This is a genomic window from Streptomyces echinatus (assembly GCF_014203595.1).
Classification (GTDB): Bacteria; Actinomycetota; Actinomycetes; order Streptomycetales; family Streptomycetaceae; genus Streptomyces; species Streptomyces echinatus.
This window is the reverse complement of sequence record NZ_JACHJK010000005.1, coordinates 354,977-381,238: the sequence shown is the minus strand read 5'-3', so window position 1 is coordinate 381,238 and position 26,262 is coordinate 354,977. Positions and strand designations below refer to the sequence as shown.

At 71.7% G+C, this 26,262-nt stretch carries 24 protein-coding genes; 10 read left to right on the top strand and 14 right to left on the bottom strand.

Annotation, left to right across the window (positions count from 1 at the left end; translation table 11 throughout):
• Positions 1 to 5 precede the first annotated feature (5 nt).
• Positions 6 to 1,640, top strand: a complete 1,635-nt coding sequence (locus tag FHS34_RS17000) for a penicillin-binding transpeptidase domain-containing protein (protein ID WP_184966028.1) — start codon at positions 6 to 8, stop codon at positions 1,638 to 1,640.
• Between the two features lie 96 nt (positions 1,641 to 1,736).
• On the top strand, positions 1,737 to 3,404 hold the full coding sequence (locus FHS34_RS16995) for a penicillin-binding transpeptidase domain-containing protein (RefSeq protein WP_184966026.1): 1,668 nt from the start codon (positions 1,737 to 1,739) through the stop codon (positions 3,402 to 3,404).
• Here the strand turns inward: FHS34_RS16995 and FHS34_RS16990 are convergent, their stop codons facing one another.
• Positions 3,405 to 3,743: an SsgA family sporulation/cell division regulator gene (locus FHS34_RS16990; RefSeq protein WP_184966024.1), complete on the bottom strand. Its 339-nt coding sequence runs from the start codon at positions 3,741 to 3,743 to the stop codon at positions 3,405 to 3,407.
• 148 nt (positions 3,744 to 3,891) lie between these two features.
• On the opposite strand from FHS34_RS16990, the gene FHS34_RS16985 reads away from it, so the two are divergent.
• The 6 genes from FHS34_RS16985 (at position 3,892) to FHS34_RS16960 (ending at position 8,869) form a co-directional block, all read left to right on the top strand.
• A complete protein-coding gene (locus tag FHS34_RS16985; protein ID WP_184966022.1) occupies positions 3,892 to 4,935 on the top strand; it encodes an energy-coupling factor ABC transporter permease in 1,044 nt (347 codons plus the stop codon).
• 1 nt (position 4,936) lies between these two features.
• Positions 4,937 to 5,698 carry a cobalt ECF transporter T component CbiQ gene (cbiQ, locus tag FHS34_RS16980; RefSeq protein WP_184966020.1) on the top strand — a complete coding sequence of 254 codons (762 nt, stop codon included), beginning with the start codon at positions 4,937 to 4,939 and terminating at the stop codon, positions 5,696 to 5,698.
• On the top strand, positions 5,686 to 6,444 hold the full coding sequence (locus tag FHS34_RS16975; protein WP_184966018.1) for an energy-coupling factor ABC transporter ATP-binding protein: 759 nt from the start codon (positions 5,686 to 5,688) through the stop codon (positions 6,442 to 6,444). The genes cbiQ and FHS34_RS16975 overlap by 13 nt, the downstream gene beginning before the upstream one ends.
• A complete protein-coding gene (locus tag FHS34_RS16970; protein WP_184966016.1) occupies positions 6,441 to 6,908 on the top strand; it encodes a MarR family winged helix-turn-helix transcriptional regulator in 468 nt (155 codons plus the stop codon). The genes FHS34_RS16975 and FHS34_RS16970 overlap by 4 nt, the downstream gene beginning before the upstream one ends.
• Before the next feature lie 197 nt (positions 6,909 to 7,105).
• Positions 7,106 to 7,510: an organic hydroperoxide resistance protein gene (locus tag FHS34_RS16965; RefSeq protein WP_184966372.1), complete on the top strand. Its 405-nt coding sequence runs from the start codon at positions 7,106 to 7,108 to the stop codon at positions 7,508 to 7,510.
• A gap of 198 nt (positions 7,511 to 7,708) precedes the next feature.
• On the top strand, positions 7,709 to 8,869 hold the full coding sequence (locus FHS34_RS16960) for a serine hydrolase domain-containing protein (protein WP_184966370.1): 1,161 nt from the start codon (positions 7,709 to 7,711) through the stop codon (positions 8,867 to 8,869).
• Positions 8,870 to 8,900: 31 nt separating this feature from the next.
• On the opposite strand, the gene FHS34_RS16955 is transcribed toward FHS34_RS16960, so the two are convergent.
• The 7 genes from FHS34_RS16955 to FHS34_RS16925 form a co-directional block, all read right to left on the bottom strand.
• Complete coding sequence (locus FHS34_RS16955) at positions 8,901 to 9,182, bottom strand: DUF1876 domain-containing protein (protein WP_184966014.1); 282 nt, start codon at positions 9,180 to 9,182, stop codon at positions 8,901 to 8,903.
• A 99-nt stretch (positions 9,183 to 9,281) separates the two neighbouring features.
• Entirely contained in the window at positions 9,282 to 10,127 is an 846-nt protein-coding gene (locus FHS34_RS16950; RefSeq protein ID WP_184966011.1) for an EamA family transporter, read from the bottom strand.
• Positions 10,124 to 10,639, bottom strand: coding sequence for a YbaK/EbsC family protein (locus FHS34_RS16945; protein ID WP_184966009.1), 516 nt, complete (start codon positions 10,637 to 10,639; stop codon positions 10,124 to 10,126). Before FHS34_RS16945 ends, FHS34_RS16950 begins: the two co-directional genes overlap by 4 nt.
• 57 nt (positions 10,640 to 10,696) lie before the next feature.
• On the bottom strand, positions 10,697 to 10,876 hold the full coding sequence (locus FHS34_RS16940) for a DUF397 domain-containing protein (RefSeq protein ID WP_308288296.1): 180 nt from the start codon (positions 10,874 to 10,876) through the stop codon (positions 10,697 to 10,699).
• A gap of 2 nt (positions 10,877 to 10,878) precedes the next feature.
• Positions 10,879 to 11,730: a helix-turn-helix domain-containing protein gene (locus tag FHS34_RS16935; RefSeq protein ID WP_184966005.1), complete on the bottom strand. Its 852-nt coding sequence runs from the start codon at positions 11,728 to 11,730 to the stop codon at positions 10,879 to 10,881.
• A gap of 161 nt (positions 11,731 to 11,891) precedes the next feature.
• On the bottom strand, positions 11,892 to 14,096 hold the full coding sequence (locus FHS34_RS16930; protein ID WP_184966003.1) for an MMPL family transporter: 2,205 nt from the start codon (positions 14,094 to 14,096) through the stop codon (positions 11,892 to 11,894).
• 101 nt (positions 14,097 to 14,197) lie between these two features.
• Positions 14,198 to 14,803 (bottom strand): TetR/AcrR family transcriptional regulator, encoded by a 606-nt coding sequence (locus tag FHS34_RS16925; RefSeq protein ID WP_184966001.1) that lies wholly within the window; start codon positions 14,801 to 14,803, stop codon positions 14,198 to 14,200.
• A 211-nt stretch (positions 14,804 to 15,014) separates the two neighbouring features.
• On the opposite strand from FHS34_RS16925, the gene FHS34_RS16920 reads away from it, so the two are divergent.
• Positions 15,015 to 18,740: a S41 family peptidase gene (locus FHS34_RS16920; protein ID WP_184965999.1), complete on the top strand. Its 3,726-nt coding sequence runs from the start codon at positions 15,015 to 15,017 to the stop codon at positions 18,738 to 18,740.
• A gap of 169 nt (positions 18,741 to 18,909) precedes the next feature.
• Here FHS34_RS16920 and FHS34_RS16915 read toward each other — a convergent pair whose 3' ends face one another.
• The 4 genes from FHS34_RS16915 to FHS34_RS16900 all read right to left on the bottom strand — a co-directional run bounded on the left by FHS34_RS16915 (position 18,910) and on the right by FHS34_RS16900 (position 22,761).
• Positions 18,910 to 19,191, bottom strand: coding sequence for a hypothetical protein (locus tag FHS34_RS16915; protein ID WP_184965997.1), 282 nt, complete (start codon positions 19,189 to 19,191; stop codon positions 18,910 to 18,912).
• 92 nt (positions 19,192 to 19,283) lie between these two features.
• Positions 19,284 to 20,168 carry an SDR family oxidoreductase gene (locus FHS34_RS16910; RefSeq protein ID WP_184965994.1) on the bottom strand — a complete coding sequence of 295 codons (885 nt, stop codon included), beginning with the start codon at positions 20,166 to 20,168 and terminating at the stop codon, positions 19,284 to 19,286.
• The gene (locus FHS34_RS16905) at positions 20,165 to 21,166 is read right to left on the bottom strand and encodes an alpha/beta fold hydrolase (protein ID WP_221509006.1); all 1,002 of its coding nucleotides are present in this window, start codon (positions 21,164 to 21,166) and stop codon (positions 20,165 to 20,167) included. Before FHS34_RS16905 ends, FHS34_RS16910 begins: the two co-directional genes overlap by 4 nt.
• Positions 21,163 to 22,761: a flavin-containing monooxygenase gene (locus FHS34_RS16900; RefSeq protein WP_225817491.1), complete on the bottom strand. Its 1,599-nt coding sequence runs from the start codon at positions 22,759 to 22,761 to the stop codon at positions 21,163 to 21,165. The genes FHS34_RS16905 and FHS34_RS16900 overlap by 4 nt, the downstream gene beginning before the upstream one ends.
• A gap of 231 nt (positions 22,762 to 22,992) precedes the next feature.
• Between FHS34_RS16900 and FHS34_RS16895 the strand changes: the two genes are divergently transcribed.
• Positions 22,993 to 23,634, top strand: a complete 642-nt coding sequence (locus FHS34_RS16895) for a MerR family transcriptional regulator (RefSeq protein WP_184966366.1) — start codon at positions 22,993 to 22,995, stop codon at positions 23,632 to 23,634.
• Here the strand turns inward: FHS34_RS16895 and FHS34_RS16890 are convergent.
• Both FHS34_RS16890 and FHS34_RS16885 read right to left on the bottom strand, forming a co-directional pair.
• Positions 23,631 to 25,307 (bottom strand): hypothetical protein, encoded by a 1,677-nt coding sequence (locus tag FHS34_RS16890; protein ID WP_184965992.1) that lies wholly within the window; start codon positions 25,305 to 25,307, stop codon positions 23,631 to 23,633. The two genes, FHS34_RS16895 and FHS34_RS16890, sit on opposite strands and share 4 nt — an antisense overlap.
• Positions 25,308 to 25,444: 137 nt before the next feature.
• Complete coding sequence (locus FHS34_RS16885) at positions 25,445 to 26,248, bottom strand: exodeoxyribonuclease III (RefSeq protein ID WP_184965990.1); 804 nt, start codon at positions 26,246 to 26,248, stop codon at positions 25,445 to 25,447.
• Positions 26,249 to 26,262 lie beyond the last annotated feature (14 nt).

Genomic DNA, 26,262 nt, shown 5'->3' with positions numbered 1-26,262 from the left:
GCGCCATGCGCAACGGGGTCAAGGCGGCCGTCATCGGCGGCGTGTGCGTCACGCTGCTGGGCGGCGCCGGTTACGGGGTCTACACCTTCGGGTCCGCGCTGAGCGGCGACGGCGGCACGGGAGGCGCGGCGGCCGTCGAGACGGGCCCGCCGAGCGGCTCCGAGGTGAAGGAGACGACCGGGGCGTTCTTCGCCGCCTGGGAGAAGGGCGACGCGGCGGCCGCGGCGTCGTACACCAACTTCCCGGAGGCGGCCCGGGAACTGCTGACGGCCTACGGCGGCGACGCGCACATCGGCGGGGTGCGGATCGCGCCCGGCAGGGCCACGGGCGACACCGTGCCCTTCACGGTGCGGGCGACGGTGTCGTACGGCGGCACCTCCCACCCGCTCTCCTACCGGAGCGCACTGACGGTCGTCCGCGGTGAGACCTCGCACCGCGCGCTGGTCGACTGGCAGCCCTCCGTCGTCCACCCCCGGCTGCACAAGGGGGACACGCTCACCACCGGCACGTCGGCCGCTCCGGAGATCGAGGCCGTCGACCGCGACGGCACGGTGCTGACGCGGCGGAAGTACCCGTCCCTCGGCCCGGTCCTGGACGAGTTGCGCAGACGGTACGGCGACAAGACCGGCGGCCGGCCCGGCGTGGAACTGGTGATACGCCATCAGACGGCGGCGGACGGCAGCCAGGCCGCGGACACCACGCTCCTCACCCTGGCCGAGGGCAGGCCCGGCAAGCTTCCGACGACGCTCAGCGCGAGCGCCCAGGCGGCGGCCGAGAAGGCCGTCCTGAAGTATCCCGAGTCCTCCGTGGTGGCCGTCAAGCCGAGCACCGGCGAGATCCTCGCCCTCGCCAACAACCGCCGGGACGCCTTCGACGCGGCCCTCCTGGGCGAGCGCGCGCCCGGCTCCACCATGAAGATCATCAGCGCCGCGACCCTCATCGACAACGGCCTCACCACGGCGAACGGCCCCGCGCCCTGCCCGTCTGACGCCATGTCGGAGGGCCAGACCTTCCACAATCTCAAGGGCCTGGAGCCGGACGGGCACGCCACCCTCTCCGAGAGCTTCGCCCGCTCCTGCAACACGGCCTTCATCAAGTTCGCGGACGAGGTGAAGGTGGACTCCCTCACCCGGGAGGCCGAGGACCGGTTCGGGCTCGGACGGGACAACTGGCAGATCGGCGTGCCGTCGTTCGACGGCCGGGTGCCGGCCGCCGGCGGTCCCGACACGGCGGCGGCCCTGATCGGCCAGGGCCAGGTCCAGATGAGCCCGCTGAACATGGCGTCCGTGACGGCGACCGCGATGTCCGGCGCCTTCCGCCAGCCGGTGGTGGTGCCGCTGAAGCTGGACGGCCGTGAACCGGCACGCGCGCGTGGACTGTCGTCGGCCACCGTCCAGCAGCTGCGCGCGATGATGAGCCGCACCGCGCACAGCGGCACCGCGGCGGGCGTGATGGCGAGACTGGGCGGGGACGTCGGCGCGAAGACCGGGTCGGCCGAGGTCGACGGGGAGGCCAGGCCGGACAGCTGGTTCGCCGGTTACCGCGACGACATGGCGGCGGCGGCCCTGGTCCAGGACGGCGGGCACGGCATCGACGCCGCCGGGCCGATTGTCGCAAGCGTGCTACGGAACGGGGGCTGACATCACCCGCGCAGGCGGGGACCTTAAGGTGATTGCCGTCGTTGGGGATTGTGAGGGCTGCGAAGACCCTGGGAAAGGCGCGGAGGAACTGAGGCTGTGGGCAAGAGAAGACGCGTCGCCGAGCGAAGGAAGACCAGTCCCGCCGTGCTCGGCGGGATGATCGCCGTGGTGGTCGGCGGCGCCGGGTTCGGTGTGTACGCGCTGTACGACGGCGGGGCCGCGGCCGACGAGGGGTCCGCCGCCTCGGCCGGCCGCCAGGGCGTGAAGACCGGCCCGGTCACCGCGACCGAGATCCGCACGGCCTCCACCCGCTTCCTCACCGCCTGGCAGCACGGCAAGGCCGCCGAGGCCGCGTCCGCCACCGACGAGCCGTCCGCCGCCGGCAAGCTGCTCACCGGCTACGCCAAGTCCGCCCACCTGAAGGACGTCACGTTCACCCCCGGCGCGGCGAAGGGCGCCAAGGTCCCGTTCACCGTGAAGGCGACGGTGGCCTACAAGGGCCTCAGCAAGCCGCTCACCTACACCAGTTCGCTCACCGTCGTGCGCCGGGCGAGCGACGGCGAGCCGCTCGTCGACTGGCACGCGGCCGTCGTCCACCCCGACCTGCGGGACGGCGACACGCTCGTGACCGGCGAGTCCGGCACCCCGCCCGTGAAGGCGCTGGACCGCGACGGCGCCCAGATCACGGCCGCGAAGTACCCGTCCCTGGGGACGGTGCTGGACGGGCTGCGGGAGAAGTACGGCAAGCGGGCGGGCGGCACGGCGGGCGTCGAACTGCGCGTGGTGCGCGGCAAGGAGGCCAAGGAGGCCAAGCTCTCCGACAAGACGCTGCTGGAGCTGAGCAAGGGCACCCCCGGCACGGTGAAGACGACGCTCAGCCCCACCCTGCAGGCGGCGGCCGAGCAGCAGGTGGCCAAGCGCGCGCGTGCCTCGGTGGTGGTCCTGCGGCCCTCGACCGGTGAGATCCTCGCGGTCGCCAACAGCGGGCACGGCTTCAACACCGCTTTCCAGGGCTCCCTCGCGCCCGGCTCCACAATGAAGATCATCACGTCGTCGCTGCTGCTCGACAAGGGCCTGGCGGGGGTGGACAAGACGCACCCCTGCCCGAAGACGTTCACCTACGGCGGCTGGAAGTTCCACAACGACGACGACTTCGAGATCAAGGGCGGCACCTTCAAGGCGAGCTTCGCGCGCTCCTGCAACACCGCGTTCATCAGCCAGGCGAAGAAGCTGGACGACGACGACCTGACCAAGCAGGCCCAGCAGGTCTTCGGACTGTCGATGAACGACTGGGCGATCGGCGTGCCCACCTTCGACGGCTCGGTGCCGGTGCAGTCGGCGGCGCAGAAGGCCGCCTCGCTGATCGGGCAGGGCGGGGTGCGCATGAACCCGCTGAACATGGCCTCGGTCGCGTCGACCGTGCGGTCCGGCACCTTCCGCCAGCCGTATCTGGTGGCACCGTCCGTGGACCACCGCACGCTGGCCACCGCCTCGCGCACCCTGTCGGCCAAGACGCTGTCCCAGCTGCGCGAGCTGATGCGGTACACGGCCGAGGCCGGTACGGCCGCGGAGGCCATGTCGGGGCTCGGCCCGGACTACGGCGCGAAGACCGGCTCGGCGGAGGTCGACGGGCAGAAGAAGCCGAACGGCTGGTTCACCGCCTACCGGGGCGACCTCGCCGCCGCGGGCGTCGTCCAGGCGGGCGGGCACGGCGGCGACACGGCCGGACCCATCGTGGCGAAGCTGCTGAAGCTCGGGAGCTGATCAGGTCCGCACCGGCTCGACGGTGTACGTCCGCCGCAGAAATCTGACCAGCGCCTTCGATTCGAACTGCACCACTTCGACACCGTCGTCGGTGTGGAACTCGACCACGGCCTGCACCCGGCCGCAGGGCCACACCCTGACGTCGCCGCTCGCGGCCGGCGACCGCAGTCCCCGTTCGAGCAGCGCGCGGGAGAAGGTCCACTCGTGCGGGCCGGGCAGGCCCACCCGGACCGACCGGGGATCGCTGTCGGGGTCGTACCGCAGCACGACGGGTACGGCCCCCGGATCCTCCTCGTCCGTGACGATATGAGCGCGCGCGTACTGTTCGACCACAGACATCGGACCGCCCTCTCACGCACCGTGACCTATGCGAAAGCCGTGAATCCGCTTTCCATCAAGAGTCGCACACTTTCCGGTACTCGCCCTGGCGAGAAGGAGAGGTCCTCTCTCTTGCAAGGAGTTCGCAACAAGGGCCTAAAATCGACGGGTGCACGTACCTGACGGATTCATCAACGCCCCGACCTCCGCTGTCACCGGAGTGGTCGCCGCCGGCGCCCTCGCGGTGAGCCTGCGCGGCGCCCGCCGCGAACTCGACGAGCGCACCGCCCCGCTGGCCGGCCTGGTAGCGGCGTTCATCTTCGCCGTGCAGATGCTGAACTTCCCGGTCGCCGCCGGGACCAGCGGTCATCTGCTCGGCGGGGCACTCGCCGCGATACTCGTCGGCCCGTACACGGCCGTACTGTGCGTGTCGGTCGTGCTGCTCATGCAGGGGGTGCTGTTCGCCGACGGCGGCCTCACCGCGCTCGGCGTGAACATCACCGACATGGCGATCGTCACCACCGTCGTCTCCTACGCCGTCTTCCGCGGCCTGCTCGCCGTGCTGCCCCGCAAGCGGCGCTCGGTGACCGTGGCCTCCTTCGTCGCCGCCCTGGTGTCCGTACCGGCCGCCGCGGTCGCCTTCACGCTGATCTACGCGATCGGCGGCACCACCGACGTCTCCATCGGCAAGGTCGCGACCGCGATGATCGGCGTGCATGTGCTGATCGGCATCGGCGAGGCGGTCATCACCGCGCTCACGGTCGGCGCCGTCATCGCCGTACGCCCGGACCTGGTGCACGGCGCGCGCGGCCTGCGGCAGCGGCTCCGGCTGCGGGTGAACGGCGCACTGGTGGACGCGCCCGCCCCCACGGCGCCCGTGGCGGCGCGCACCTCCCGGCGCACGCTGTGGGTGACCGGCCTGGTCACCTCCCTCGTCCTCGCCGGCTTCGTCAGCTTCTACGCCTCCGCCAGCCCCGACGGCCTGGAGAAGGTCGCGCACGACAAGGGGATCGACCAGGAGGCGAAGCAGCACGCGTCGGCCGACTCGCCGCTGGCCGACTACGGCGTCAAGGACATCTCCGACGCCCGGCTGTCCGGCGGCCTCGCCGGTGTGATCGGCGTCGGTGTCACCGTCGTCGCGGGCAGCGCGGTGTTCTGGGCGCTGCGCCGGCGGCGCGGCGCCGACGCGTCCCCCGTGAACACCGGCGTCTGACATGGGCGCCGGACACGCGCACAGGCTCTACCGGCACGGGCACTCGCCCGTGCACGCCCTGCCGCCGCACACCAAGCTCGCCGCCACCTTCCTGTTCGTGGTGGTCGTCGTGTCGACCCCGCGCGAGGCGATGTGGGCGTTCGCGGCGTACGCCGTGCTGCTCGCGGTCGTCGCGTACCGCGCGCGCGTGCCCGCCGGTTTCCTCCTCGGGCGGCTGCTGATCGAGGTGCCCTTCGTCGCGTTCGCGGTGCTCATGCCGTTCGTGGCGGAGGGCGAGCGGGTGCACGTGCTGGGGCTCTCGCTGAGCGTGAACGGGCTGTGGGGCGCCTGGAACGTGCTCGCCAAGGGCACGCTCGGCGTCGCCGCCTCGGTGCTGCTGGCCTCCACCACCGAGCTGCGCGAGCTGCTGCTCGGGCTGCAGCGGCTGAAGCTGCCGCCGCTGCTCGTGCAGATCGCGTCCTTCATGATCCGCTACGGCGATGTCATCACCGACGAGATGCGGCGGATGCGGATCGCCCGTGAGTCGCGCGGATTCGAGGCGCGGGGCGTGCGGCACTGGGGCGTGCTCGCCAAGTCGGCCGGCGCGCTGTTCATCCGCTCCTACGAACGCGGGGAGCGCGTGCACCTGGCCATGGTGAGCCGGGGCTACGCCGGAGCGATGCCCGTCATCGACGAGGTGACCGCCTCCGGCGCGCAGTGGCGGCACGCCCTCGCGCTCCCGTGTGCCGCACTCGTCGTCTGTCTGCTGGGATGGTTGCTGTGACAGCTTCTCTGGAGGTCTCCGGCCTCGCCTTCGCCTACCCCGACGGCCACCAGGCCCTGTTCGGCGTGGACTTCTCGATCGCGCGCGGCGAACGGGTCGCCCTGCTCGGGCCCAACGGCGCCGGCAAGACGACCCTGGTGCTGCACCTCAACGGCATCCTGGGCGGCGGCACCGGCACGGTGGCCGTGGCCGGTCTGCCGGTCGGCAAGGAGCACATGGCGGCGATCCGGCAGAAGGTCGGCATCGTCTTCCAGGACCCCGACGACCAGCTGTTCATGCCGACCGTGCGGGAGGACGTGGCGTTCGGCCCGGCCGCCGCCGGGATCAAGGGCGCCGCGCTGGAGGAGCGGGTGCGCACCGCCCTGGAGCGGGTCGGGATGGCGGACTTCGCGGACCGGCCGCCGCACCACCTCTCCTTCGGGCAGCGCCGCCGGGTCGCGGTGGCCACCGTGCTCGCCATGGAGCCGGAGATCCTGGTGCTGGACGAGCCGTCGTCCAACCTGGACCCCGCCTCCCGCCGCGAACTCGCCGACATCCTGCGCTCCCTGGACGTGACGGTCCTCATGGTCACGCACGACCTGCCGTACGCCCTGGAGCTGTGTCCGCGCTCGCTGGTCCTCAGCGACGGCGTGATCGCGGCGGACGGTCCGACCGGCGAGCTGCTCTCCGACGACGCGCTGATGCGGGCGCACCGGCTGGAGCTGCCGTTCGGCTTCGACCCGCGGTCCGTGACAATGGGCGCGTGACGAACCAGGACCCCGCCGCCGAGGGCTCGCTGCTGCTGGACGACCAGCTGTGCTTCGCGCTGTACGCGGCACAGCGCGCCGTGACCGCCGCGTACCGTCCGCTGCTGGACGATCTGGGGCTCACCTACCCGCAGTACCTCGTGCTCCTGGTCCTGTGGGAGCGCGGCGAGACCAGCGTGAAGGAGCTGGCGGGCGCCCTCCGGCTGGACTACGGCACCGTCTCGCCGTTGCTGAAGCGGCTGGAGGGGGCGGGTCTGGTGCGCAGGGAGCGCGCGGCTGGCGACGAGCGCTCGGTGCTGGTCGCGTGCACCGGGCGCGGGGAGGAACTCAGGGAGCGCGCGGCGCGTGTGCCCGGCGCCCTGCTCGACGCCACGGCGCTGGACGGGGCGGAGGTGGCGAGGCTGCGCGAGGAGCTGTGGCAGCTCGCGCGAAGGGCCGAGAGCGCGGCGAGGCGCGCCCGCTGATCCCACGCGCCGGGTCACGCACCCGGCGGCGCCCCGATCACTCACTCCCCGGTACCCCCCGATCATCACTCCCCCCCACCTGCCCTCCCCTACCTACCAGCCAGTACCTTGTGCACGATGTACTTGTGCACCACTTGTTCCGGGAGAGGCCGGCCACGACCGAGGGCACCGCTGTCGACACACGTCCGACGAAGATCATGTACGTCGCCGAGGCCACCGCCCACGGCGGCCGGGCCGGCTACGTCACCAGCCACGACGGCCGGCTGGAGCTGAAGGTCGCGATGCCGCCGGAGCTGGGCGGCGACGGTGACGGCACGAACCCGGAGCAGCTGTTCGCGGCCGGCTTCAGCGCCTGCTTCCACAACGCGCTGATCCTGGTCGGCAACCGCGCGGGCTACGACCTCACCGGCTCCACCGTGGCCGCGAAGGTCGGCATCGGCCCGAACAGGCACCGCGGCTACGGCCTCGCCGTGGCCCTCAGCGTCTCCCTGCCGGTCCTGGACGCGGAAGTGGCGGCCGGGCTCGTGGACGCCGCCCACGAGGTGTGCCCGTACTCGAACGCCACGCGCGGCAACATCGACGTGTCCATCCTGCTGGGCTGAGCCCCCGCGCCGGGTGGAAGCACGCTCCCGGGTACAACTCCGGTGTCGCCCGGGCGGGCGGGGCAGGGGGGTGCCGTGCACGGGCGGGCCGCAGGACGCCAGACCGTAGCCGAGATCACTGTCCCACCAAGGAATCCAAGGCCGCACCCCTGTGTTTCACTCGTCGTCGCAAGCGAGGGAAGGGATCCGGGCGTGAGTGTGGACGTGAACGGCACGGTGGCCGAGGGCTTCGAGCCGGTCAGGGAGGCGTTCGCGGCGAACTTCGCGCTGCTCGGCGAGCGCGGCGCGGCCGTCGCCGTCTACCGCGACGGACACCGGGTCGTGGACCTGTGGGCCGGCACCAAGGACGTGGACGGCGAGGCCCCCTGGGAGCCCGGAACCGCGCAGATCGTGCGCTCGGCCACCAAGGGCGTGGCCGCCGCCGCCCTGCTGCTCCTGCACCAGCGCGGCGAGCTGGACCTGGACGCCCCGGTCGGCGCGTACTGGCCGGAGTACAAGGCGGCCGGCAAGGAGCACACGCGCGTACGGCACCTGCTCGCGCACCGCGCGGGCGTGCCCGTACTGGACCGCCCGCTGACCCCGGCCGAGGCGGCCGACCCCGACCTCGGCGCCGCGGCGGTCGCCGGCCAGGCGCCGGTCTGGGAGCCGGGCACGGACCACGGCTACCACGCCCAGACCTACAGCTGGCTCACCGGCGAACTGCTCCGCCGCGTCACCGGCCGGCCGGCCGGCGAGTGGATAGCCGAGGAGATCGCCGGGCCCGTCGGCGCCGACCTGTGGCTCGGCCTGCCGGAGTCGGAGCAGGCGCGCGTGGGCCGGGTCGGCCCGGTGCACGCGCCCGAGACCGCGGGCGGCCTGAAGACCCGCCCCAAGCGGGCGGTGGCCGAGGCCTACGCCGACCCGGACTCCCTCACCCGGCGCGCGTTCGCGGCGATCACCCCGCTCCCCGACGAGAACGCGGCCGCCTACCGCGCCGCCGCCCTGCCCGCCTCCAACGGCATCGCCACGGCCGACGGCCTGGCCCGCTTCTACGCCTCGCTCATCGGCGAGGTGGACGGCGGCACCCGCCTGTTCAGCCCCGGCACCACGGCACTGGCCCGCGCCGAGCAGTCCGCCGGACCGGACCGGGTCCTGGTGGTCAACACCCGCTTCGGCCTCGGCCACATGCTGCACGGCGCCGCGTCCCCGCTGCTCTCCCCCGGCTCCTTCGGCCACCCCGGCCGCGGTGGCGCCCTCGCCTTCGCGGACCCGGAGAGCGGCGTCGCCTTCGGCTACGTCACCAACGGCTTCCGGCAGAGCGTGACGGCGGATCCGAGGGCGCAGGCGCTGGTACGAGCCGTACGCACGGCGCTCGCCTGATCCGCGGGCGCCCTCGGAACCCGCCGGCCTGTCACACGTGGATCGGGTGCGAGGTACGCCCGGACTCCGCGTCGATCTCGTCGTGTGCCTTGCTCAGCAGCTGCATGGCCAGTTCATTGAGCGCGCGGGCACCGGCGATCTCCTCGCCGACCCTGGGCTGGTTGGCGTCGACCTGGTGCCTGCTGGCCCGGCCGTGCGCCCGCACCTCGGTTCCGTCGGGCAGCCGCACCAGGGCCGCCGCGCGCGTGTGCAGATCGTCCTCCTCCCTGAATTCCAGCTCGACATGCCAGCCGACAGCGGTGTGCATCGTCATCGCGACCACCTCCGAAATTCACTGCTTCCAGGGTGCGCCACGGCACCCCGGCCCGTCATGTCGGCGCCGGTGGCCGGCGGCGGTCCGCCGCCCCGCGCGCTATCCGGCGTGCAGCATCAGCCCGATGCCCACGACCAGCAGGCCCGCCGCCGCGATCCGGGGCGCGCCGAAGCGCTCCTTGAAGAACAGCGCGCCGATGGCCGCGCCGACGATGATGGACGACTCGCGCAGCGCCGCGATCGGGGCGAGGGCGGCGCGGGTCTGTGCCCACAGGACGAGGGCGTACGCGGCGACGGACAGGGCGGCGCCGAGGAGGCCGAGGGCGGCGTACGGCCGCAGCCGCCGTACCGTGTCGCCCCGCGCGCGTGCGTACATGAACGCGGGGACGAAGGCGCCCTGGACGGCCATGAGCCAGGCGATGTATCCGAGGGGCGAGTGCGCGGCCCGTACGCCCAGGCCGTCGACGACCGTGTAGGCGGCGATCGTGAGGCCGGTCGCCAGGGCGGCGCCGATCGCCGCCCAGTCGGGCCGGTTCCCGCGCAGCCCCCACAGACTGACCCCGGTCAGACCGAGGCAGGACACGGCGATGCCGGCGCCCGCCCAGGCGCCGGGCACCTCGTGCGCGAAGACGGCGGCGAGCACGGTGACCACCAGCGGGGCGCTGCCCCGGGCGATGGGGTAGACCTGCCCGAAGTCGCCCAGCCGGAACGAGGTCATCAGCAGGACGTAGTAGACGATGTGCACGGCCGCCGAGAGGAACAGGTACGGCCAGGCGGCCGCCGCCGGGAACGCGACGAACGGGGTCGCCGCGAGACCGATCAGCAGCCCGCCGCCGGAGATCAGGGTGAAGCCGACGAGTTTGTCGGTGATGCGGTGCGCGATGGCGTTCCAGCCGGCATGGGTGACGGCGGCGAGCAGCACGGCCGTCGCGACGACAGGCGTCACGCGGTCCGCTCGCGCACGTCGACCGGCGTCGCGCCCGCGTGCGCGACCAGTTCCCTGGGCTCGATCGGGAAGACGGTGTACGGCGTTCCGGCCGCCGCCCACACCAGCTCGTGCGCGAGCAGCGAGCGGTCGGCGAGGACACGCGTGCGTGTGCGGTGCCCGAAGGGCGGGACGCCACCGATGGCGTACCCGGTGGTCTCGCGGACGATGCCGGCGTCGGCGCGGGTGACCTTCCCGGCGCCCAGTTCCTCCCGCACCCGCTCCACGTCCACCCGGGAGGCGCCGTCCATCAGGACCAGCACCGGCACCCCGTCGGCGGCGAAGATCAGGGACTTGCAGATCTGGCTCAGTTCGCACCCGATCGCGGCGGCGGCCTCGGCCGCGGTCCGGGTCGCCTCCGGGAACCGCCGGGTACGGGCGAGCACGTCCTCCAGCCCCAGCGCCCGCAGCGCTTCGGCGAACCGGGGATGAGCCCCGAACTCTTCGGCGTCGGTGTCGACTGTCGTCGTCATGCCGGGCACGCTACGGCATCGCCGGAGCCGCACTCACGAGGTTTTCCCGCCCACGGCTCACTTGACGGCGTGCGTGAGGAAGTGGACCCAGGCGGAGGGGGTGACCTGCAGCCGGGCGGCGTCGGGGACCTTGGAATCGCGGATGTGGATGGTGGCGGGGGTGGTGGCGACCTCGACGCAGTCGCCGGGTTCGTTGCCGTCGCTGTAGCTGCTCTTGAACCAGTGCAATGCCGGCATGTTCATAGTCTCCCCAGCGCTTGCTCGATGAACGCCAGTGACTCCCTGGGCGTGAGAGCCTGCGCTCGGATCATGCCATAGCGCGATTCGAGGACGCGGAGATCTCTGGGGCTCTCGACCGGGCGCCCGTTGAATGCGCTGGTGGCACGTCCGATCCCCGAGCCGTCCACGAACTTCAGCACATGGATCCGGCCGTCTCCCGACATCCCGGCGTGCTCCTCCCGCTCCGTCGGCATGACTTGGAAACAGACGTTCCTCAACTGCGCCACCTCCGAGACGTGTTCGAGCTGACGGCGCAACACCATCTTGCCCCCGATCGGCCGTTCCAGCGTCACCTGCTCCTGGACAAAGCTGATCGAAGGAGCAGGATCACGCTGGAACACCGCTTTCCGCCCCATGCGTCCGGCGATCTCCCGCTCGATGACGTCCTCGGCAAGCGGTGGATGCCGCACCTCGAAGAGTGCTCTCATGTACTCCGGCGCCTGCAACAGGCCGTGGATGTTGTGGCTGCTGTACAACAGCATCTCCACCGCCCGGCTCTCCATGTCGTGCAGTTCCCGCACCTTCTTCGGATACCGGGCCCTCCTCATGTCCTCCATGAACGCCCGCAGATGCCCCTGCGCCCGCAGCACCTGGTCCGCCCTGTCCAGGAACTCGGGCCGGGGGATCCGCTGGCCGCTCTCCATCTTGCGGATCATGTCCTCGCCGTAGCCCGTGAGTTCACCCAGGTCCGAGACCCGCATCCCCGCCGACTCCCGGCACACCCTGAGCAGGCGCCCCACGGCCTGGACCACCGGTTCGATCGCGTCGCCCGGTTCCACGTCCCAGCCGGACTCGTCCACGTCCTCGTGCATCTCCACCTCCGTCGCCAGCCGTACCCCTACAACTTCCGGGACAGCCGGGACAGCACGGGACAGACCCCGGACAACGGAAAGCCGGTGAGGGTGCTGCACCGTCCCCACGGGCACCCTCACCGGCCGCTTTCCGTCCGCCGCGAGGCGTCAGGCGCGGTACGTCAGACGCGTACCAGTTCCTTCTCCTCGTCGAGGCCGGAGTGCGTACGCAGCCCCTCGCCCTCGACGTCCACGTTGGGCAGCGCGCGGTCCAGCCACTTCGGCAGCCACCAGGCCCGCTTGCCGAGCAGGGCGAGCACCGCCGGGACGATGGCCATGCGGACGATGAACGCGTCGAAGAACACGGCGATCGCGAGACCGAAGCCGATCATCTTGATCATCGCCTCGCTGGACCCGATGAAGCCGGAGAAGACGGCCATCATGATCACGGCCGCGGCTGTCACCACCCGCGCGCCGTACCTGAAGCCGGTCACCACGGCCTGGTTCGGCTTCTCGCCGTGGACGTACGCCTCCCGCATGCGGGTCACGAGGAACACCTCGTAGTCCATCGCGAGGCCGAAGACGACGCCCACCATGAAGATCGGCATCATCGACATGACCGGACCGGTCTCCTCCACGCCGAACAGGCCGGACAGCCAGCCCCACTGGAAGACCGCGACCACCGCGCCCAGCGCGGCCGTCACCGACAGCAGGAAGCCGAGGGCCGCCTTCAGCGGGACCAGGATCGAGCGGAAGACCACGATCAGCAGCAGGAAGGCCAGGCCGACCACCAGCGCCAGGTACGGCAGCAGCGCGTCGTTCAGCTTCTGCGAGACGTCGATGTTCATCGCCGTCGAGCCGGTGACCAGCACCTCGGCGTCGGTCTTCGCGGTGATGTCCGCGCCCTTGTCACGGATGGCGTGGACCAGGTCCTCGGTGGTCGCCGAGGACGGCTTGGAGTCGGGGATGACGGTGATCGTCGCGGTGTCGCCGGCCTTGTTGGGCGCGGCCGGGGTGACCGTGACGACGTCCTTCAGGCCCTTGATCTCGTCGCCGACCTCGGTGAAGGCGGCCTTGGGGTGGGCGCTGCCCTTCGCGTCCACCACGATCATCAGCGGCCCGTTGAAGCCCGGCCCGAAGCCCTCCGAGAGGAGGTCGTAGGCGCGGCGCTGGGTGGTCGAGACCGGCTGGGAGCCGTCGTCCGGGAGGCCGAGTTCCAGGGAGGAGGCCGGGATCGCCGCCGCGCCGAGGCCGACCACGCCGAGCAGGAGGACGGCGACCGGACGGCGTACGACGAAGCTCGCCCAGCGCGTACCCATGTTGGGGCGGCCCGGCTGCTTCGGCGTGCGGCCGCCGCCGAGCAGCTTGCTCTTCTCGCCGGCCGGCTTGATCTTGCGGCCCGCGTAGCCGAGCAGCGCCGGGATCAGCGTCAGGGCGATCAGTACCGCGATGGCGACCGTTCCCGCCGCCGCGACGCCCATCTTCGTCAGCATCGGGATGTTGACGACGGACAGGCCGACCAGGGCGATGACGACGGTCAGGCCGGCGAAGACCACCGCCGAGCCCGCCGTGCCGACGGCCCGTCCGGCCGCGTCCTCGCGGTCGCGGCCCTCGGCGAGTTCGGCGCGGTAGCGGGAGACGATGAAGAGGGCGTAGTCGATGCCGACGGCGAGGCCGATCATCGACGCGAGGGTGGAGGTCGTCGAGCCCAGGTCGAGCGCGGAGGCGAGCGCGGTGATCGTGGAGACGCCGATACCGACACCGATGATCGCGGTCAGCAGCGGGAATCCGGCCGCGAGCAGCGAGCCGAAGGTGATGACGAGGACGACCGCGGCGACCGCGATGCCGATGATCTCGCTGGAGCCGGTCTCGGGCGTCGCGGTCAGCGCGTCACCGCCGACCTCGACGGTCAGCCCGGCGTCCCGCGCATGCTGCGCGGCCTCCTTCAGGGCGTCCCGGGTGGAGTCCTCCAGCTCCATGCCGGAGACCTTGTACTTCACCGAGGCGTAGGCGATGGTGCCGTCCTTGCTGACGGCGTGCCCGGTGTAGGGGTCGGCGACGGAGACGACCTCGGAGCCGCTTCCCAGCTCCTTGACGGTCTTCTCGACGGCCGCCTTGTTGCCGGCGGCCGTCATCTTCTCGCCGCTGGGGGCCTTGAAGACGACCCGGGCGGTGGCGCCGTCGGCGCTCATCCCGGGGAAGCGCTGTTCCAGCAGGTCGAAGGCCTTCTGGGCCTCGGTGCCGGGAATGGAGAAGGACGTGTTGCCGGCGGCCGGCGCGGAGGCGGCACCCACCCCCGCGAGGGTGAGCAGCGCGACCCATATCAGGGCGACGAAGTGCCGTCGCCGGAAGGCGAGGCGGCCGAGTTTGTAGAGGAACGTGGCCACGGAGGCGTACTCCCGGTCAGGTCGTGGGTTCTTCAGGGCAGGGGTGATCAGCCCGACGACGTGAGCGGTGACGTCAGTGGTGGGCTTACTGGGGAGAGGTGTCAGCTGGTGGGGACGCCGAGGGCGGGGAGGACCACGGCGTCGATGTACGACAACAGGAACGCCTGGGTGGGCGGCTGGTCGTCGATCATGGTACGGGCGGCGAACCCGCCGATCATCATGTGCATCACGTAGTCGATCGCGGGGTTGTCCGCACGGACCTCGCCACGGTCGATCGCGCGTTGCAGCACGCGGCGGAACTCCGCCATCTCCGGCTCGATGAGATGTTCCCGGAACGCCCGCAGAAGGTCCGGGTTGCCGTGGACCGCCATGGCCAGGGCTCGCATCAGCGAGGCGTTCTGCGCCATCTCGCAGTCGTCCGACTTCTCGGTGAGGGCGTGCAGGTCACCCTTGAGCGACCCGGTGTCGACCTCGTCGGCGGTGCCGCCCCGCTTGTTGTGCCGGACCGCCTTGGCGACCAGTTCGGCCTTGCCGCCCCACTGGCGGTAGAGCGTGGCCTTGCTGGACCGGGTGCGGGCGGCCACGGCGTCCATGGTGAGGGCGTCGTAACCGACCTCCCGGAGCAGGTCGAGCACGGCCTCGTACAGCTCGGCCTCGCGCTCGGGCGTGATCCGACTGCGGCGTGCAGCCGCGACAGCCTCGGTCATGCCCGTCACCTTCCCGCTCCGGAGCCTTCGTCTTCGTACATGCAAGAAGATACCCTGCCAGCCTGCGAAACGAAACCGTTTCGTACGTGTCCTGGGTCACCAAGGTGAAGGCCCCATAAGCTCCGCGGTCCCGTGCCCGGAGCCGCCGCGAGCCGCCCGCTCCGGTCCGCCACGAGTTGCTGCTGCCGTGCGCCCGGAAAAGCATGGGGAGGTGAGCTATCTGCGCCTTCCCCACCTCAATGGCGACCAGCTGTGCTTCGTGACCGAGGACGACCTCTGGCTGGCCCCGCTCGACACCCCGGGCCGCGCCTGGCGCATCACGGCGGACCGCACGAAAGAGGGGCACCCGCGCTTCTCCCCCGACGGCCGCCGCATCGCCTACACGAGCTGGCGCAGTCTCGTCCCCGAGATCCACCTCGCCGACGTCGACGGGGGCGGACCCGCACGGCAGCTGACGTACTGGGGCAGCACCGACACCCAAGTCTGCGGCTGGACCCCGGACGGCGACATCCTGGCGGTGGCCTCCCACGGGCAGCCCTTCTCCTACTTCACCTGGGCCTACAAGGTGCCCACCGACGGTGACCCGGGCGGACGCCTGCCCTGGGGCCCGGTCACCGACATCCAGGTCGCCGACATCGACGGCGAGCGCAAGACCCTCCTGCTCACCGGCACCCCGCCCCACGAACCGGCCTCCTGGAAGCGGTACCGGGGCGGCGCCATGGGCCGGCTGTGGCTGCACGGCCAGCGCCTGCTGCCGGACCTCGACGGCCATCTGGCCTGCCCGATGTTCGTCGGCGGCCGGGTCGCCTTCCTCTCCGACCACGAGGGTGTCGGCAACCTCTACTCCTGCGCCTACGACGGCACCGACCTGCGCCGTCACACCGACCACGACGCCTTCTACGCCCGGCACGCCTCCACCGACGGCGACCGGGTGGTCTACCAGTGCGCGGGCGACCTGTGGCTGGTGGACGACCTCTCTCCCCGAGGCGAACCGCGCCGGCTCGACATCCGGCTCGCCGGCCCGCGCACGGGCCGGCGCCCCTACCAGGTGCCGGCCGCCCAGAACATCGACGGCATCTCGGTGGACGAGACCGGCCGGGCCAGCGCGGTCGTCGTCCGCGGCAGCCTGCACTGGCTCACCCACCGCGACGGACCGGCCCGCACGATCACCGACACGCCCGGTGTCCGGGTGCGGCTGCCCGAGATGCTGGGCTCGACCGGGCAGATCGCGTACGTCACGGACGCCGAGGGCGCGGACGCCGTCGAGATCGCCCAGCTCCCCCGCGCGAGCGGCGACCGCGCACCCCGCCGGCTGGCCTCCGGCGCGCTGGGCCGCGTACTGGAGATGGTCAGCGACCCGCTGGGCGAACGACTCGCCGTGGCCTCGCACGACGGCCGGCTGCTGCTCATCGACCTGACGGAGGAGGAGGGGGCGGGGGCGGAAGAGCAGGGAGAAGGGGAGGCCGCCGGGGCGACGGAGCCGGTGAACGCGGAAGGCACGGAGGACACGGAGAGTACGGAGAGCACGGAGGCGGCGGGGAGCCGGAACGGCTCGGAGACTGCGGTGAGTGGGGACGGCTCGGAGACGGCGGGGAGTACGGACGGCTCCGAGACGACGGGGAGTGCGGACGGTTCGGAGGTGACGGGGAATCCGGACGGTTCGGAGGCCGGGAGCGCCGAGCCCTCCGGCACCGGTGGAACCGAGGGACCGGAGATCACCGCCACCGATGACCCGGGAGCCACCGCCGCCGAGGGCTCGGGAGTCACCGGAACCGATGACCCGGGAGCCACCGCCGCCGAGGGCTCGGGAGTCACCGGAACCGCAGGGCCGGAGGCCACCGCCGCCGGGGACCCGGAGGGCAGCGGCACGGCGGGGGCGGACTCCGCCGGGCTCGCCGGCGGCGGGCCGCACGGCACGGTGTACGAACTGATCCGGTCCGTCAACGGCCCGGTCCGCGACCTCGCGTTCTCCCCCGACGGCTCCTGGCTCACCTGGTCGCACCCCGGCATCGGCCGCTCCCTGCGCCAGATCAAGCTGGCCCGCATCAAGGACCGGCTGATCGTGGACGTCACCAACGGCCGCTTCGAGGACGAGAACCCGGTCTTCACCCGCGACGGCCGCTACCTCGCCTTCCTCTCCTGGCGCGGCTTCGACCCGGTCTACGACGTCCACACCGGCGACCTGTCCTTCCCGCTCGGCTGCCGCCCGTACCTCGTCCCGCTCTCCTCGGCCACCCCCTCCCCCTTCGCCCTCAACCCGGAGGGCCGCCCGGCCGCCGGCGGGCTCGACCCGCTGGAGGAAGAGGAGACCGGGGAGGCCGGCACGGTGACCGTCGAGGTGGAGGGGCTGGCGAACCGGGTCACGCCGTTCCCGGTCATCGCCTCCAAGTACTCCGCGATGTGCCCGGTCGCGGGCGGCGGCCTGGTCTGGCTGCGCTGGCCGATCTCCGGCGCGCTGGGCGAGACCTTCGTCAACCCGGCCGACATCAGCGGGCGTCCGACCCTGGAGTACTTCAACATCACCAAGGCGAAGAAGTCCGAACTGGTCGACCACCTGGACTGGTTCACGGTGAGCGGCGACGGCTCCCGGCTGGTCGTGGTGGACGAGGGAGACCTGCGGGCGGTGCCGTCGAACGAGATCGGCGACGGCGACACGACCGTCTGGATCGACCTGCGCCGCATCCTGCACGAGGTGGACCCGCCCGCCGAGTGGCGCCAGGCGTACGACGAGGCGGGGCGCCTGATCCGCGCCTACTTCTGGGACCCGGGCATGTGCGGCATCGACTGGGACGCGGTGCTCGACCAGTACCGGCCGCTGGTCGAACGGGTGGCGTCCCCGGACGAGTTCGCCGACCTGCTCCGCGAGGTCCTCGGCGAGCTGGGCACCTCCCACGCCTACGTCACCGCCGCCCGCCGCAACGAGGGCCCGCCCCACTACCAGCGCTGGCAGGGCCTCCTCGGCGCCAACTTCGTCCATCACGACGGCCGCTGGACGGTCAAGCGCATCCTGCCCGGCGACTCCTCCGACTCCAAGGCCCGCTCACCGCTGGCCGGCACCGGCATCCGCGAGGGCGCCGTCCTGACCCACGTCGACGGCCGTCCGGTCGACCCGGTCACCGGGCCCTATCCGCTGCTCGCCGGCTCGGGCGGTACGACCGTGGAGCTGACGTTCACCCCGGCCGAGGGCGGCTCCGGGCGGGCGCGGCGGGTCGCCGTCGTCCCGCTCGTCGACGAACGGCCCCTGCGCTACCAGGACTGGGTGGCCAAACGCCGCGAGGTCGTGCGGGAGCTGAGCGGCGGCAAGTGCGGCTACCTGCACATCCCCGACATGGGCGGGTCCGGCTGGGCCCAGTTCAACCGCGACCTGCGCATGGAGGTGTCCCGGCCCGGGCTCATCGTGGACGTGCGCGGCAACGCGGGCGGGCACATCAGCGAACTCGTCATCGAGAAGCTGACCCGTACGATCCTCGGCTGGGACCTGACGCGGGACGCGCAACCGGTGTCGTACACCTCGAACGCGCCGCGTGGGCCGGTGGTGGCCCTGGTCGACGAGGCGACCTCGTCGGACGGCGACATGATCACCGCGGCGTTCAAGCTGCTGAAGCTCGGGCCGGTGGTCGGCCAGCGCACCTGGGGCGGGGTGGTCGGCATGACCGGCCGGCACCGCCTCGGCGACGGCACGGTCATCACCGTCCCGATGAACGCGGCCTGGTTCGACGCCTATGGCTGGTCCGTCGAGAACCACGGCGTCGCCCCCGACCTGGAGATCCTGCGCACGCCCCTGGACTGGGCCGAGGGCCGCTACCCCGTCCTCGACGACGCCGTCCGGCTGGCCCTGGAACTCCTCCAGTCCACCCCCGCCGCGGTCCCCCCGGACCACAGCGACGTCCCCAACCGCACCAGACCAAAACTCCCCCCAAGAGCCACCCAGCCCTAGCCCGAGGGCCGCGGGGAACTGCACGAAACCCAAAAGGGGCGCGGGGAACTGCGCGAAAAACCCACCCACCCGCACCCGACACACAACCGAACCCGCACACCCAGAACGCAGGGTGCCCCTCCCAAGGAAGGGCACCCCACGTAGCTTCGGTCAAAGCCGAGCGCAGCGACTAGGCGTCGTAGTCCCGGTCGAAGCGGTCCTCCGTCTGCTGCTCCGTGTCCTCGATGTCACGGAGGTTCTGGCCGCCCCGCCCGGGCTCCGGCCGGCCCTGACGGCTCGGCTGCTGGCCGCCGCGCTGACCGCCCTGACCACCCTGGCCGCCCTGACCACCCTGGCCGCCCTGACCACCATGGCCGCCCTGCTGACCGCGCTGACCGGCCTTCTCGCGGGCCTGGTCGATCTTCTCCTTGGCCTGGTTCTGCATCTGGCTCGACTTGTCCTTCATACCCATGTGGGTTCACTCCCGTGGTGGGTGAGTTGGGGGTTGGCCCCTCGGTGGGGCCCCGACCAGATTCACACGGCCCAACACGGAGTGCATGTCGATCAGTTACGGTGCGTGGCGCGCGCCTCCTCATCCGCCGCCCCACCTGCGCCGACGAGCCCGGACCGCATCCCCTGCAACCGCGGCGCGAACCGCTTCATCTCGCGCTGCCCGACCGTCCCGATGAGCGCCGGCAGGTATCCGCGCACGCCCTGCATCCCGCGCAGCCACCACTGCCCGTACACATGCGCCGAGCGCCGCTCGATCCCGGCGACGATCCGGTCCACCGCGGGACCCAGCGGGTACGTCTTGTTCGACGGCCACGGCAGCCGCTGCCGCAGCTCCCGCATGACGTCGTCCTGGTCGGCGCCCCGCACCATGTCGGTGTCGGTCCAGGACAGATATGCGACGCCGACGCGCACGCCCTGGTAGCCGACCTCGGCGCGCAGACTGTGCGCGTACGCCTCCACACCCGACTTGGACGCGCAGTACGCCGTCATCATCGGCGCGGGCGTGATCGCGGCGAGCGAGGCGATCTGCAGCAGGTACCCCCGGCTCTCGACCAGCACCGGCAGGAACGCGCGCGCGGTCACGGCCGAACCGATCAGGTTCACCTCGATCACGCGCCGCCACGCCCGCGGGTCGGAGTCGGCGAAGGGACCGCCGGTCGCCACACCGGCGTTGGCGACCACGATGTCGACCTTCCCGAAGCGTTCCTTCACCTCCTGCGCGACCCGGCTCATGGCCTCGTGGTCGGTGACGTCGGCGTACCAGTGGGCGCTCTCGCTGTGCAGGCGTCCGGAGACCTCCTTGAGCGCCTCCTCCTCCAGCCCGACCAGCGCGACCTTCGCACCGCGCGCGGAGAGTTTGCGTGCCAGCAGCTCTCCGACGCCGCGCGCCGCTCCCGTGACGACCGCGACCTGCCCTTCGAGGTCGGCCCTGCTCATGCGCCCTCCTTGATCTGCGCGGGGGTGGAACCCTGCTCGTGCGCGTCCGCGGGGCCGGCCCCCGTGACGTAGGTGGTGACGAGTTCCCGGATCCGGCCGGTGACCAGCTCGGGAGCCTCGATCGGGGTCATGTGGCCGACGCCGGCCAGTTCGGTGAGGCCGACGCAGCGCGGCAGCGCGGCCACCAGAGCGTGGGCGTGCACGGGGGGCGTGAGCCGGTCGGACGCGCCGTGCAGCACCGCGGTGGGCGCGTGCAACCCCCGTACCCCGTGGTCCAGATCGAGCGCCGCGAGTACCGCGCCCCACGCATGGCGCACGGCACGGGGACAGGCGTGCACGATCCGCGCGCACGCCTCCACCTGGTGGGGTGCGGAACCGGCGCCCATGGTGGCGTACTTGAGGACGCTCTTCGCGACCGGTGTCACCGGCCCCAGCGGCGCCCGTGAACCGAGCACGCGCCCGGTGATCCAGCTGCGTACCCGTCCGGCCCGCAGCGGCACCACGCGTGCCTCGGCGATGAGCCGCGAACTGCCCGTGCTGCACAGCAGGACGGCGGCCGCGTGCTCACGGAAGCGGGGGCGGTCGGCCGCGGCCATGACCGTCATGCCGCCCATCGAGTGGCCGACGATCAGTGCCTGCTCCCCGCGCGTCAGCGTCTCCGCGAGCACCGCTTCGAGATCGTCCGCCAGCACGCGGGTGGTGCACGCGGGGCTCGCGGGACTGCGCCCGTGGCCCCTCTGGTCGTAGGCGATCACCCGGTGATCGGCCGCCAGGTCCCGTATCTGGGCCGCCCAGAACGCCGTCGAGCAGGTCCAGCCGTGGGAGAGGACGACGGGGGGCGCGTCCGGCGGGCCGTGCACCTCCACGTGCAGGCGGGCGCCGTCGGCGGAGAGGACGGTGAGTGTGCGGGAGGGCGTGGGCGGGGCGTACGGGCCGGAGGTGACGGAGCCGGTCCGGGCCACCGGGGCACCGGAGGTGCCGGAGGCGCGCCGGCTCATGCGGTGGCCTCGCTGCGCTCGCCCGCCACGGCGGCCTTCTCCGACGTCGTGGCCTTCGCGCCGCCACCCTTCGTAGTATTCGTAGCTTTCGCGGCCTTCGTGTCGTGTACGGCCTTCTCCGCCGACGGTTTGCGGATGACCTCGTACTCCGCCAGGTCCACCCGGCGGGTGGCGGTGCGGAACTCGGTCGTCGTGCCGGGCCAGATGGTGGTGTTGCGACCGCTCGCGTCCAGGTACCAGCTCGTGCAGCCGCCGGTGTTCCACACGGTCCGCTTCATGCGCTCCTGGACCTTGTGGTTCCACGACTCGACGGCGGCGGGCCGGGCGTCCAGGGCGGTACGGCCCCCGAGCACGTCCAGCTGGCGCAGGTAGTCGGCCATGTAGTTCAGCTGGGACTCGATCATGAGGATCATGGAGGAGTTCCCGAGGCCGGTGTTGGGCCCGATGATCGTCATCCAGTTCGGGAACCCGGCCGCCGCGGCGCCGCGCAACGCCTGCATGCCGTTCTTCCAGGAGTCCGCGAGCGTGATGCCCTCCGCGCCGACCACCCGCTCGGCGATGGGCATGTCCGTGACGTGGAAGCCGGTACCGAAGATGATCGCGTCGACCTCGGCCTCGGTGCCGTCGGCGGCGACGACGGTCGAGCCCCGGATCTCGCCGAGCCCGCTGGCGACGACGTCCACGTTGGGCCGGGCCAGCGCCGGGTAGTACGAGCTGGACAGCAGGATCCGCTTGCAGCCGATGCGGTAGTCCGGGGTCAGCTTGGCGCGCAGGGCGGGGTCCTTGACGGCGCGGGCCATGTTGCGCTTGGCGAGCTGTTCGACGAGGCCGAGTTCGTCCGGGCGCTTGGTGAACGCCTGCACCTGCAGCTCCCGGATTCCCCACAGCAGGCCGCGCCGGGCCTGCGCGGTGACGGGCAGCCGCCGGTGCAGCCACCGCTCGGCGCCGCTGATGGCCCGGTCGACCCGGGGCATCACCCAGGGGGGTGTGCGCTGGAAGAGGGTGAGCCGGCCGACCTGGGGCTGGATGGCGGGCACGATCTGGATCGCGGAGGCGCCGGTGCCGACCATGGCGACGCGCTTGCCGCGCAGGTCGTAGTCGTGGTCCCAGCGGGCGGAGTGGAACACCTTGCCCGGGAAGGTGTCCAGCCCGGGGATCTCGGGGATCTTCGGGTCGGACAGCGGGCCGGTGGCGGAGACGACGACGTCGGCGCTGAGCGAGCCGCGCGTGGTCTCGATGTTCCACCGCAGGTTGTCGTTGTCCCAGGTCATCAGCTTGACCTCGGAGTCGAGGCGGATGTGCGGGCGCAGTCCGAAGAGGTCGGTGACGTGCTCCAGGTAGGCGCGGATGTGCCGCTGGCCGGAGAACGTGCGCGGCCAGTCCGGGTTGGGCGCGAAGGAGAAGGAGTAGAGGTGCGAGGGCACGTCACAGGCGCACCCGGGGTAACTGTTGTCCCGCCAGGTGCCACCGACGCTGTCGGCCCGCTCCAGGACGACGAAGTCGGTGATCCCCTCGCGGCGCAGCCGCACGGCGGCCCCCAGCCCGCCGAACCCGGACCCGATCACCGCCACTCGTACATGCTCGTGCTCGGCCATCCCGAAGCCTCCACGCGTCACCTAGGAACTCTGCCAGTGAACACTGGCGCAATGGGACTGTAGAGCAGCGGCGTACCGAGCGGTAGGGGGCGGGAAAAGGAAGTTACCGGCGGTACGCCATAGGCTGCGGGCGTGGCCCAGGACGCAGAACACCCGTTGACCCGACCGGAGCCGGCCGGCCCGCGGACGCACGCGGAGCCGGGCGGGCCCGGCGCCCCGCGCGAGTACCGCATGGAGGAACTGGCCCGGCTGGCCGGCATCACCGTGCGCACCCTGCGCTTCTACCGTGAGCGCAAGCTGCTCCCGCCGCCCCGCCGCGAGGGCCGCATAGCCTGGTACGACGATCACCACCTGGCCCGGCTGCGCACGATCGCGGCCCTGCTGGAGCGCGGCCACACACTGAACGGCATCGCCGAACTCGCCGAGGCCTTCGACCACGGCCGGGACGTCGCCGACCTGCTCGGCGTCGGCACCCCCACCGAGGAGGAGCCGGTCCGTCTCACACCCGAGGAACTCGCCGCCCGCTTCGAGGGCGAGGTCACCCCGGAGAACCTCGCCGCCGCCATGGACCTGGGCTATATCGGCACCGACGGCGACGAGATCGTCCACATCAGCCGGCGTCTGCTGGACGTCTCCGCCGCACTGGTCCGCGAGGGCATCCCGCTCGCCGAGGTGCTCACGGCCGCCGCCCGCGTCCGCGAGCACGCCGAGGCCCTGGCCGAACTGTTCTCGGACGTCATCCTGCGCCACGCCCCCGAGGAGGACCTGCAGCGCCTGCGACCGCTGGCCCGCAGCGTCGTGGAGGCGGAACTCTCGCTGGCCCTGGACCGCAGACTGCAGAAGGCCGGCCGGCGGGTCGTCTTCCGGGACTAGCGGATCCTCTTCAGCGTGACCTTTCCGGCCTTCTTGGTGATCAGCGCGCCACCGACGCTCATCGAGACGAGGAGGTTGTACTTCCCGGCCGGGAGGTCCGAGACGTCGATTCCGCCGGTCCCCGAGGTGAAATACCCGAAGTCGTAGTTCCCGAGATCGCCCCGCTGCTTGTGCGGGCGGACCGCCCCGGGATTCTTCTTCGCGCCGAGGGCGAAGGAATACGTCTCGGACCTTCCCTCCAGCACGAGGTAGTAGGAGGCGTGCGTGTCCCGGTCCGCATTCCGGCCGGGCAGGAAGAGAACACCCTCGGCGTGAATTTTGCGTTCGCTCTCCTCGGCTTTCACGGCGGAGAAGCACACGCCGGGGGAATCGACCCCGACAATGCTCCTCTTGACCAGCTTCAGGCCGCCCTTTCCGCCCCGGAACAGCAGCTCCGAGTCACCGCAGACCTGCCGCCGGTCCACCGCGGCCCCCGAGATCAGCCGGGTCCGCCGCTCGATGCCCTCGGCCTTGCCGGCGATGCTGACCGACACGTCGTACGTCCCCTGCGGGAGTTCGGCGAACGTCAGCTCGCCCTGCGAGGCGAAACCGCCCATTTCGTACTCGCAGAAGTACTCGTCGAAATAGTCCCGGTAGAGCCTGATCTCGCTGGTCGTCTCCAGCGGATAGGTCCAGGTCCGGCCGTCCTCCTCCAGGACCAGCCGCTTGGTCTCGTCGTCCGGCCCCTCGGGCGCCTGGCCGGGCAGGAAGGCGCGCCCCTTCAGCTCCAGCCGGCCGTCCGCGAACACGGCACGGGTCAGCACGGCCAGGGCCGTGTCCTGCCGGCGCAGCTCGGCGAGGTGCTCGGCGGCCGCCTGCGGGTCCTCGGGCGCGGAACCTATCCGGACGTCCCCCCAGCGGGGCGCGACGCCCTCCGTCACGGCGTACACGATGCTCAGGATCGACGGCAGCGCCTGCCGGACCACCTCGTCGTGCCGCCGTACCGTCGGCGAGTCCACGAACAGGAAGTTGAAGTTCTCGTACGCCCGCAGCGCGGGGAGGTAGTGCACCACTTCCTGCTCGTACTGGTAGTCCCCCGGCGAGGAGACCACGTATATGTTGCGCTCGAAGTCCTTGTCCGCGGCGAGAACGTCCTTCATCACGGCGTCCATGACCGCCACGTTCTCGTCGGGCTGTCCCTCGCCGAGAACCGCGTCCCCGAGCTGGGCGTGCCCCTTGGAATAACTTCCCAGGAAATACTGGGGCGTCGAGGCCACGATGTTCTTGTAGTCGTACTTCAGGCCGTAGTAGAGCGCCGCGCTGCCGCCCTTGGACGCACCCAGCAGGGTCACCTCGTCACGGGTCACCCGCAGCCGGCGCATGAAGTCCTGGATCAGGGCCTGTATGGAGTCCGAGACGCTGAAGTCCATGTTCCGCGCCACGTAGTACGAGGCCGCGCCGTCGAAGTGGTCACGAATCCTGAGGACGTTGCATTTCACGCTGTCCAGCGCGTTGCCGAACCCGTATTTGCTGCCCACGGACGAAAAGACCACCAGGAGATGCCGGTGGTCCCCCTGGGCCGCCCGGAACTGGAACTCCACCGGCCATGTCCCGTGCTCCTCCACGCTTTCCTTGTAGGCGCGGGTCATCTGTGCCGCATAGTTGGGCGACAGCGAAGGCACGTGATTGTTCATGATCGCGTGAGAACTCTCTGGCCGGGGATGCGCACGGGGGTGTGCTCCGGCGGAGTATACGGAGTGGCCATCCGCGGTTCACCCGCGATGCATGCACTGCCCATCCATGCTTCGGCGGCCCCCGCAAGGGCGCCCTGTCAGCGGTCGTACACGGCCGTCACGGGCGCGTGGTCGCTCCACCGCTCGGCATGACTGGCGGCACGCTCCACGTACGCCTTCACGCAGCGCTCCGCCAGTCCCGGCGTGGCGACGTGGTAGTCGATGCGCCAGCCGGTGTCGTTGTCGAAGGCCCGCCCGCGGTACGACCACCAGGTGTACGGCCCCTCGGTGTCCGGGTGCAGGGCGCGGACGACGTCGACGTACCCGCCCTCGTCCGCGGCGAACACCCGGCCGAGCCAGTCCCTCTCCTCGGGCAGGAAGCCGGAGCTCTTGGTGTTGCCGCGCCAGTTCTTGAGGTCGGCCTTCTGGTGGGCGATGTTCCAGTCGCCGCAGACGACGACCTCGCGCCCGTCGGCGGCGGCGCGCTCGCGCAGGTCCTTCAGGTGGGCGAGGAACTCACCCATGAAGCGGATCTTCTCGTCCTGCCGCTCGGTGCCGACCTCGCCGGAGGGCAGGTAGAGGGAGGCGACGGTGACTCCGGGCAGCTCGGCCTCGACATAGCGCCCGCTGCCGTCGAACTCGGCGGAGCCGAAGCCGATCCGGACGTGGTCGGGCTCACGCCTGGTGTAGAGGGAGACGCCCGCGCGGCCCTTGGCGGCGGCCGGAGCGTGCACGACGTGCCAGCCGTCGGGCTGCCGGACCTCCTCGGGAAGCTGGTGCGGCTCGGCGCGCACCTCCTGCAGGCAGACGACGTCCGCGTCGGTCGCGGCGAGCCACTCCACGAAGCCCTTCTTCGCGGCGGCCCGCAGCCCGTTCACGTTCACCGAGGTCACAGTCAGCACCCGGGCACACTACC

Excerpts from the sequence above, each read along its gene's own strand:
- FHS34_RS16955 (WP_184966014.1), bottom strand. The coding sequence starts at position 9,182 with ATGACGATGCACACCGCTGTCGGCTGGCATGTCGAGCTGGAATTCAGG.
- FHS34_RS17000 (WP_184966028.1), top strand. The coding sequence starts at position 6 with ATGCGCAACGGGGTCAAGGCGGCCGTCATCGGCGGCGTGTGCGTCACG.
- FHS34_RS16895 (WP_184966366.1), top strand. The coding sequence starts at position 22,993 with ATGGAGGAACTGGCCCGGCTGGCCGGCATCACCGTGCGCACCCTGCGC.
- FHS34_RS16945 (WP_184966009.1), bottom strand. The coding sequence starts at position 10,639 with ATGACGACGACAGTCGACACCGACGCCGAAGAGTTCGGGGCTCATCCC.
- FHS34_RS16905 (WP_221509006.1), bottom strand. The coding sequence starts at position 21,166 with ATGAGCCGGCGCGCCTCCGGCACCTCCGGTGCCCCGGTGGCCCGGACC.
- FHS34_RS16990 (WP_184966024.1), bottom strand. The coding sequence starts at position 3,743 with ATGTCTGTGGTCGAACAGTACGCGCGCGCTCATATCGTCACGGACGAG.
- FHS34_RS16900 (WP_225817491.1), bottom strand. The coding sequence starts at position 22,761 with ATGGCCGAGCACGAGCATGTACGAGTGGCGGTGATCGGGTCCGGGTTC.
- FHS34_RS16890 (WP_184965992.1), bottom strand. The coding sequence starts at position 25,307 with ATGAACAATCACGTGCCTTCGCTGTCGCCCAACTATGCGGCACAGATG.
- FHS34_RS16965 (WP_184966372.1), top strand. The coding sequence starts at position 7,106 with ATGTACGTCGCCGAGGCCACCGCCCACGGCGGCCGGGCCGGCTACGTC.
- FHS34_RS16925 (WP_184966001.1), bottom strand. The coding sequence starts at position 14,803 with ATGACCGAGGCTGTCGCGGCTGCACGCCGCAGTCGGATCACGCCCGAG.
- FHS34_RS16910 (WP_184965994.1), bottom strand. The coding sequence starts at position 20,168 with ATGAGCAGGGCCGACCTCGAAGGGCAGGTCGCGGTCGTCACGGGAGCG.
- FHS34_RS16975 (WP_184966018.1), top strand. The coding sequence starts at position 5,686 with ATGGTTGCTGTGACAGCTTCTCTGGAGGTCTCCGGCCTCGCCTTCGCC.
- FHS34_RS16915 (WP_184965997.1), bottom strand. The coding sequence starts at position 19,191 with ATGGGTATGAAGGACAAGTCGAGCCAGATGCAGAACCAGGCCAAGGAG.
- FHS34_RS16940 (WP_308288296.1), bottom strand. The coding sequence starts at position 10,876 with ATGCCGGCATTGCACTGGTTCAAGAGCAGCTACAGCGACGGCAACGAA.
- cbiQ (WP_184966020.1), top strand. The coding sequence starts at position 4,937 with ATGGGCGCCGGACACGCGCACAGGCTCTACCGGCACGGGCACTCGCCC.
- FHS34_RS16935 (WP_184966005.1), bottom strand. The coding sequence starts at position 11,730 with ATGCACGAGGACGTGGACGAGTCCGGCTGGGACGTGGAACCGGGCGAC.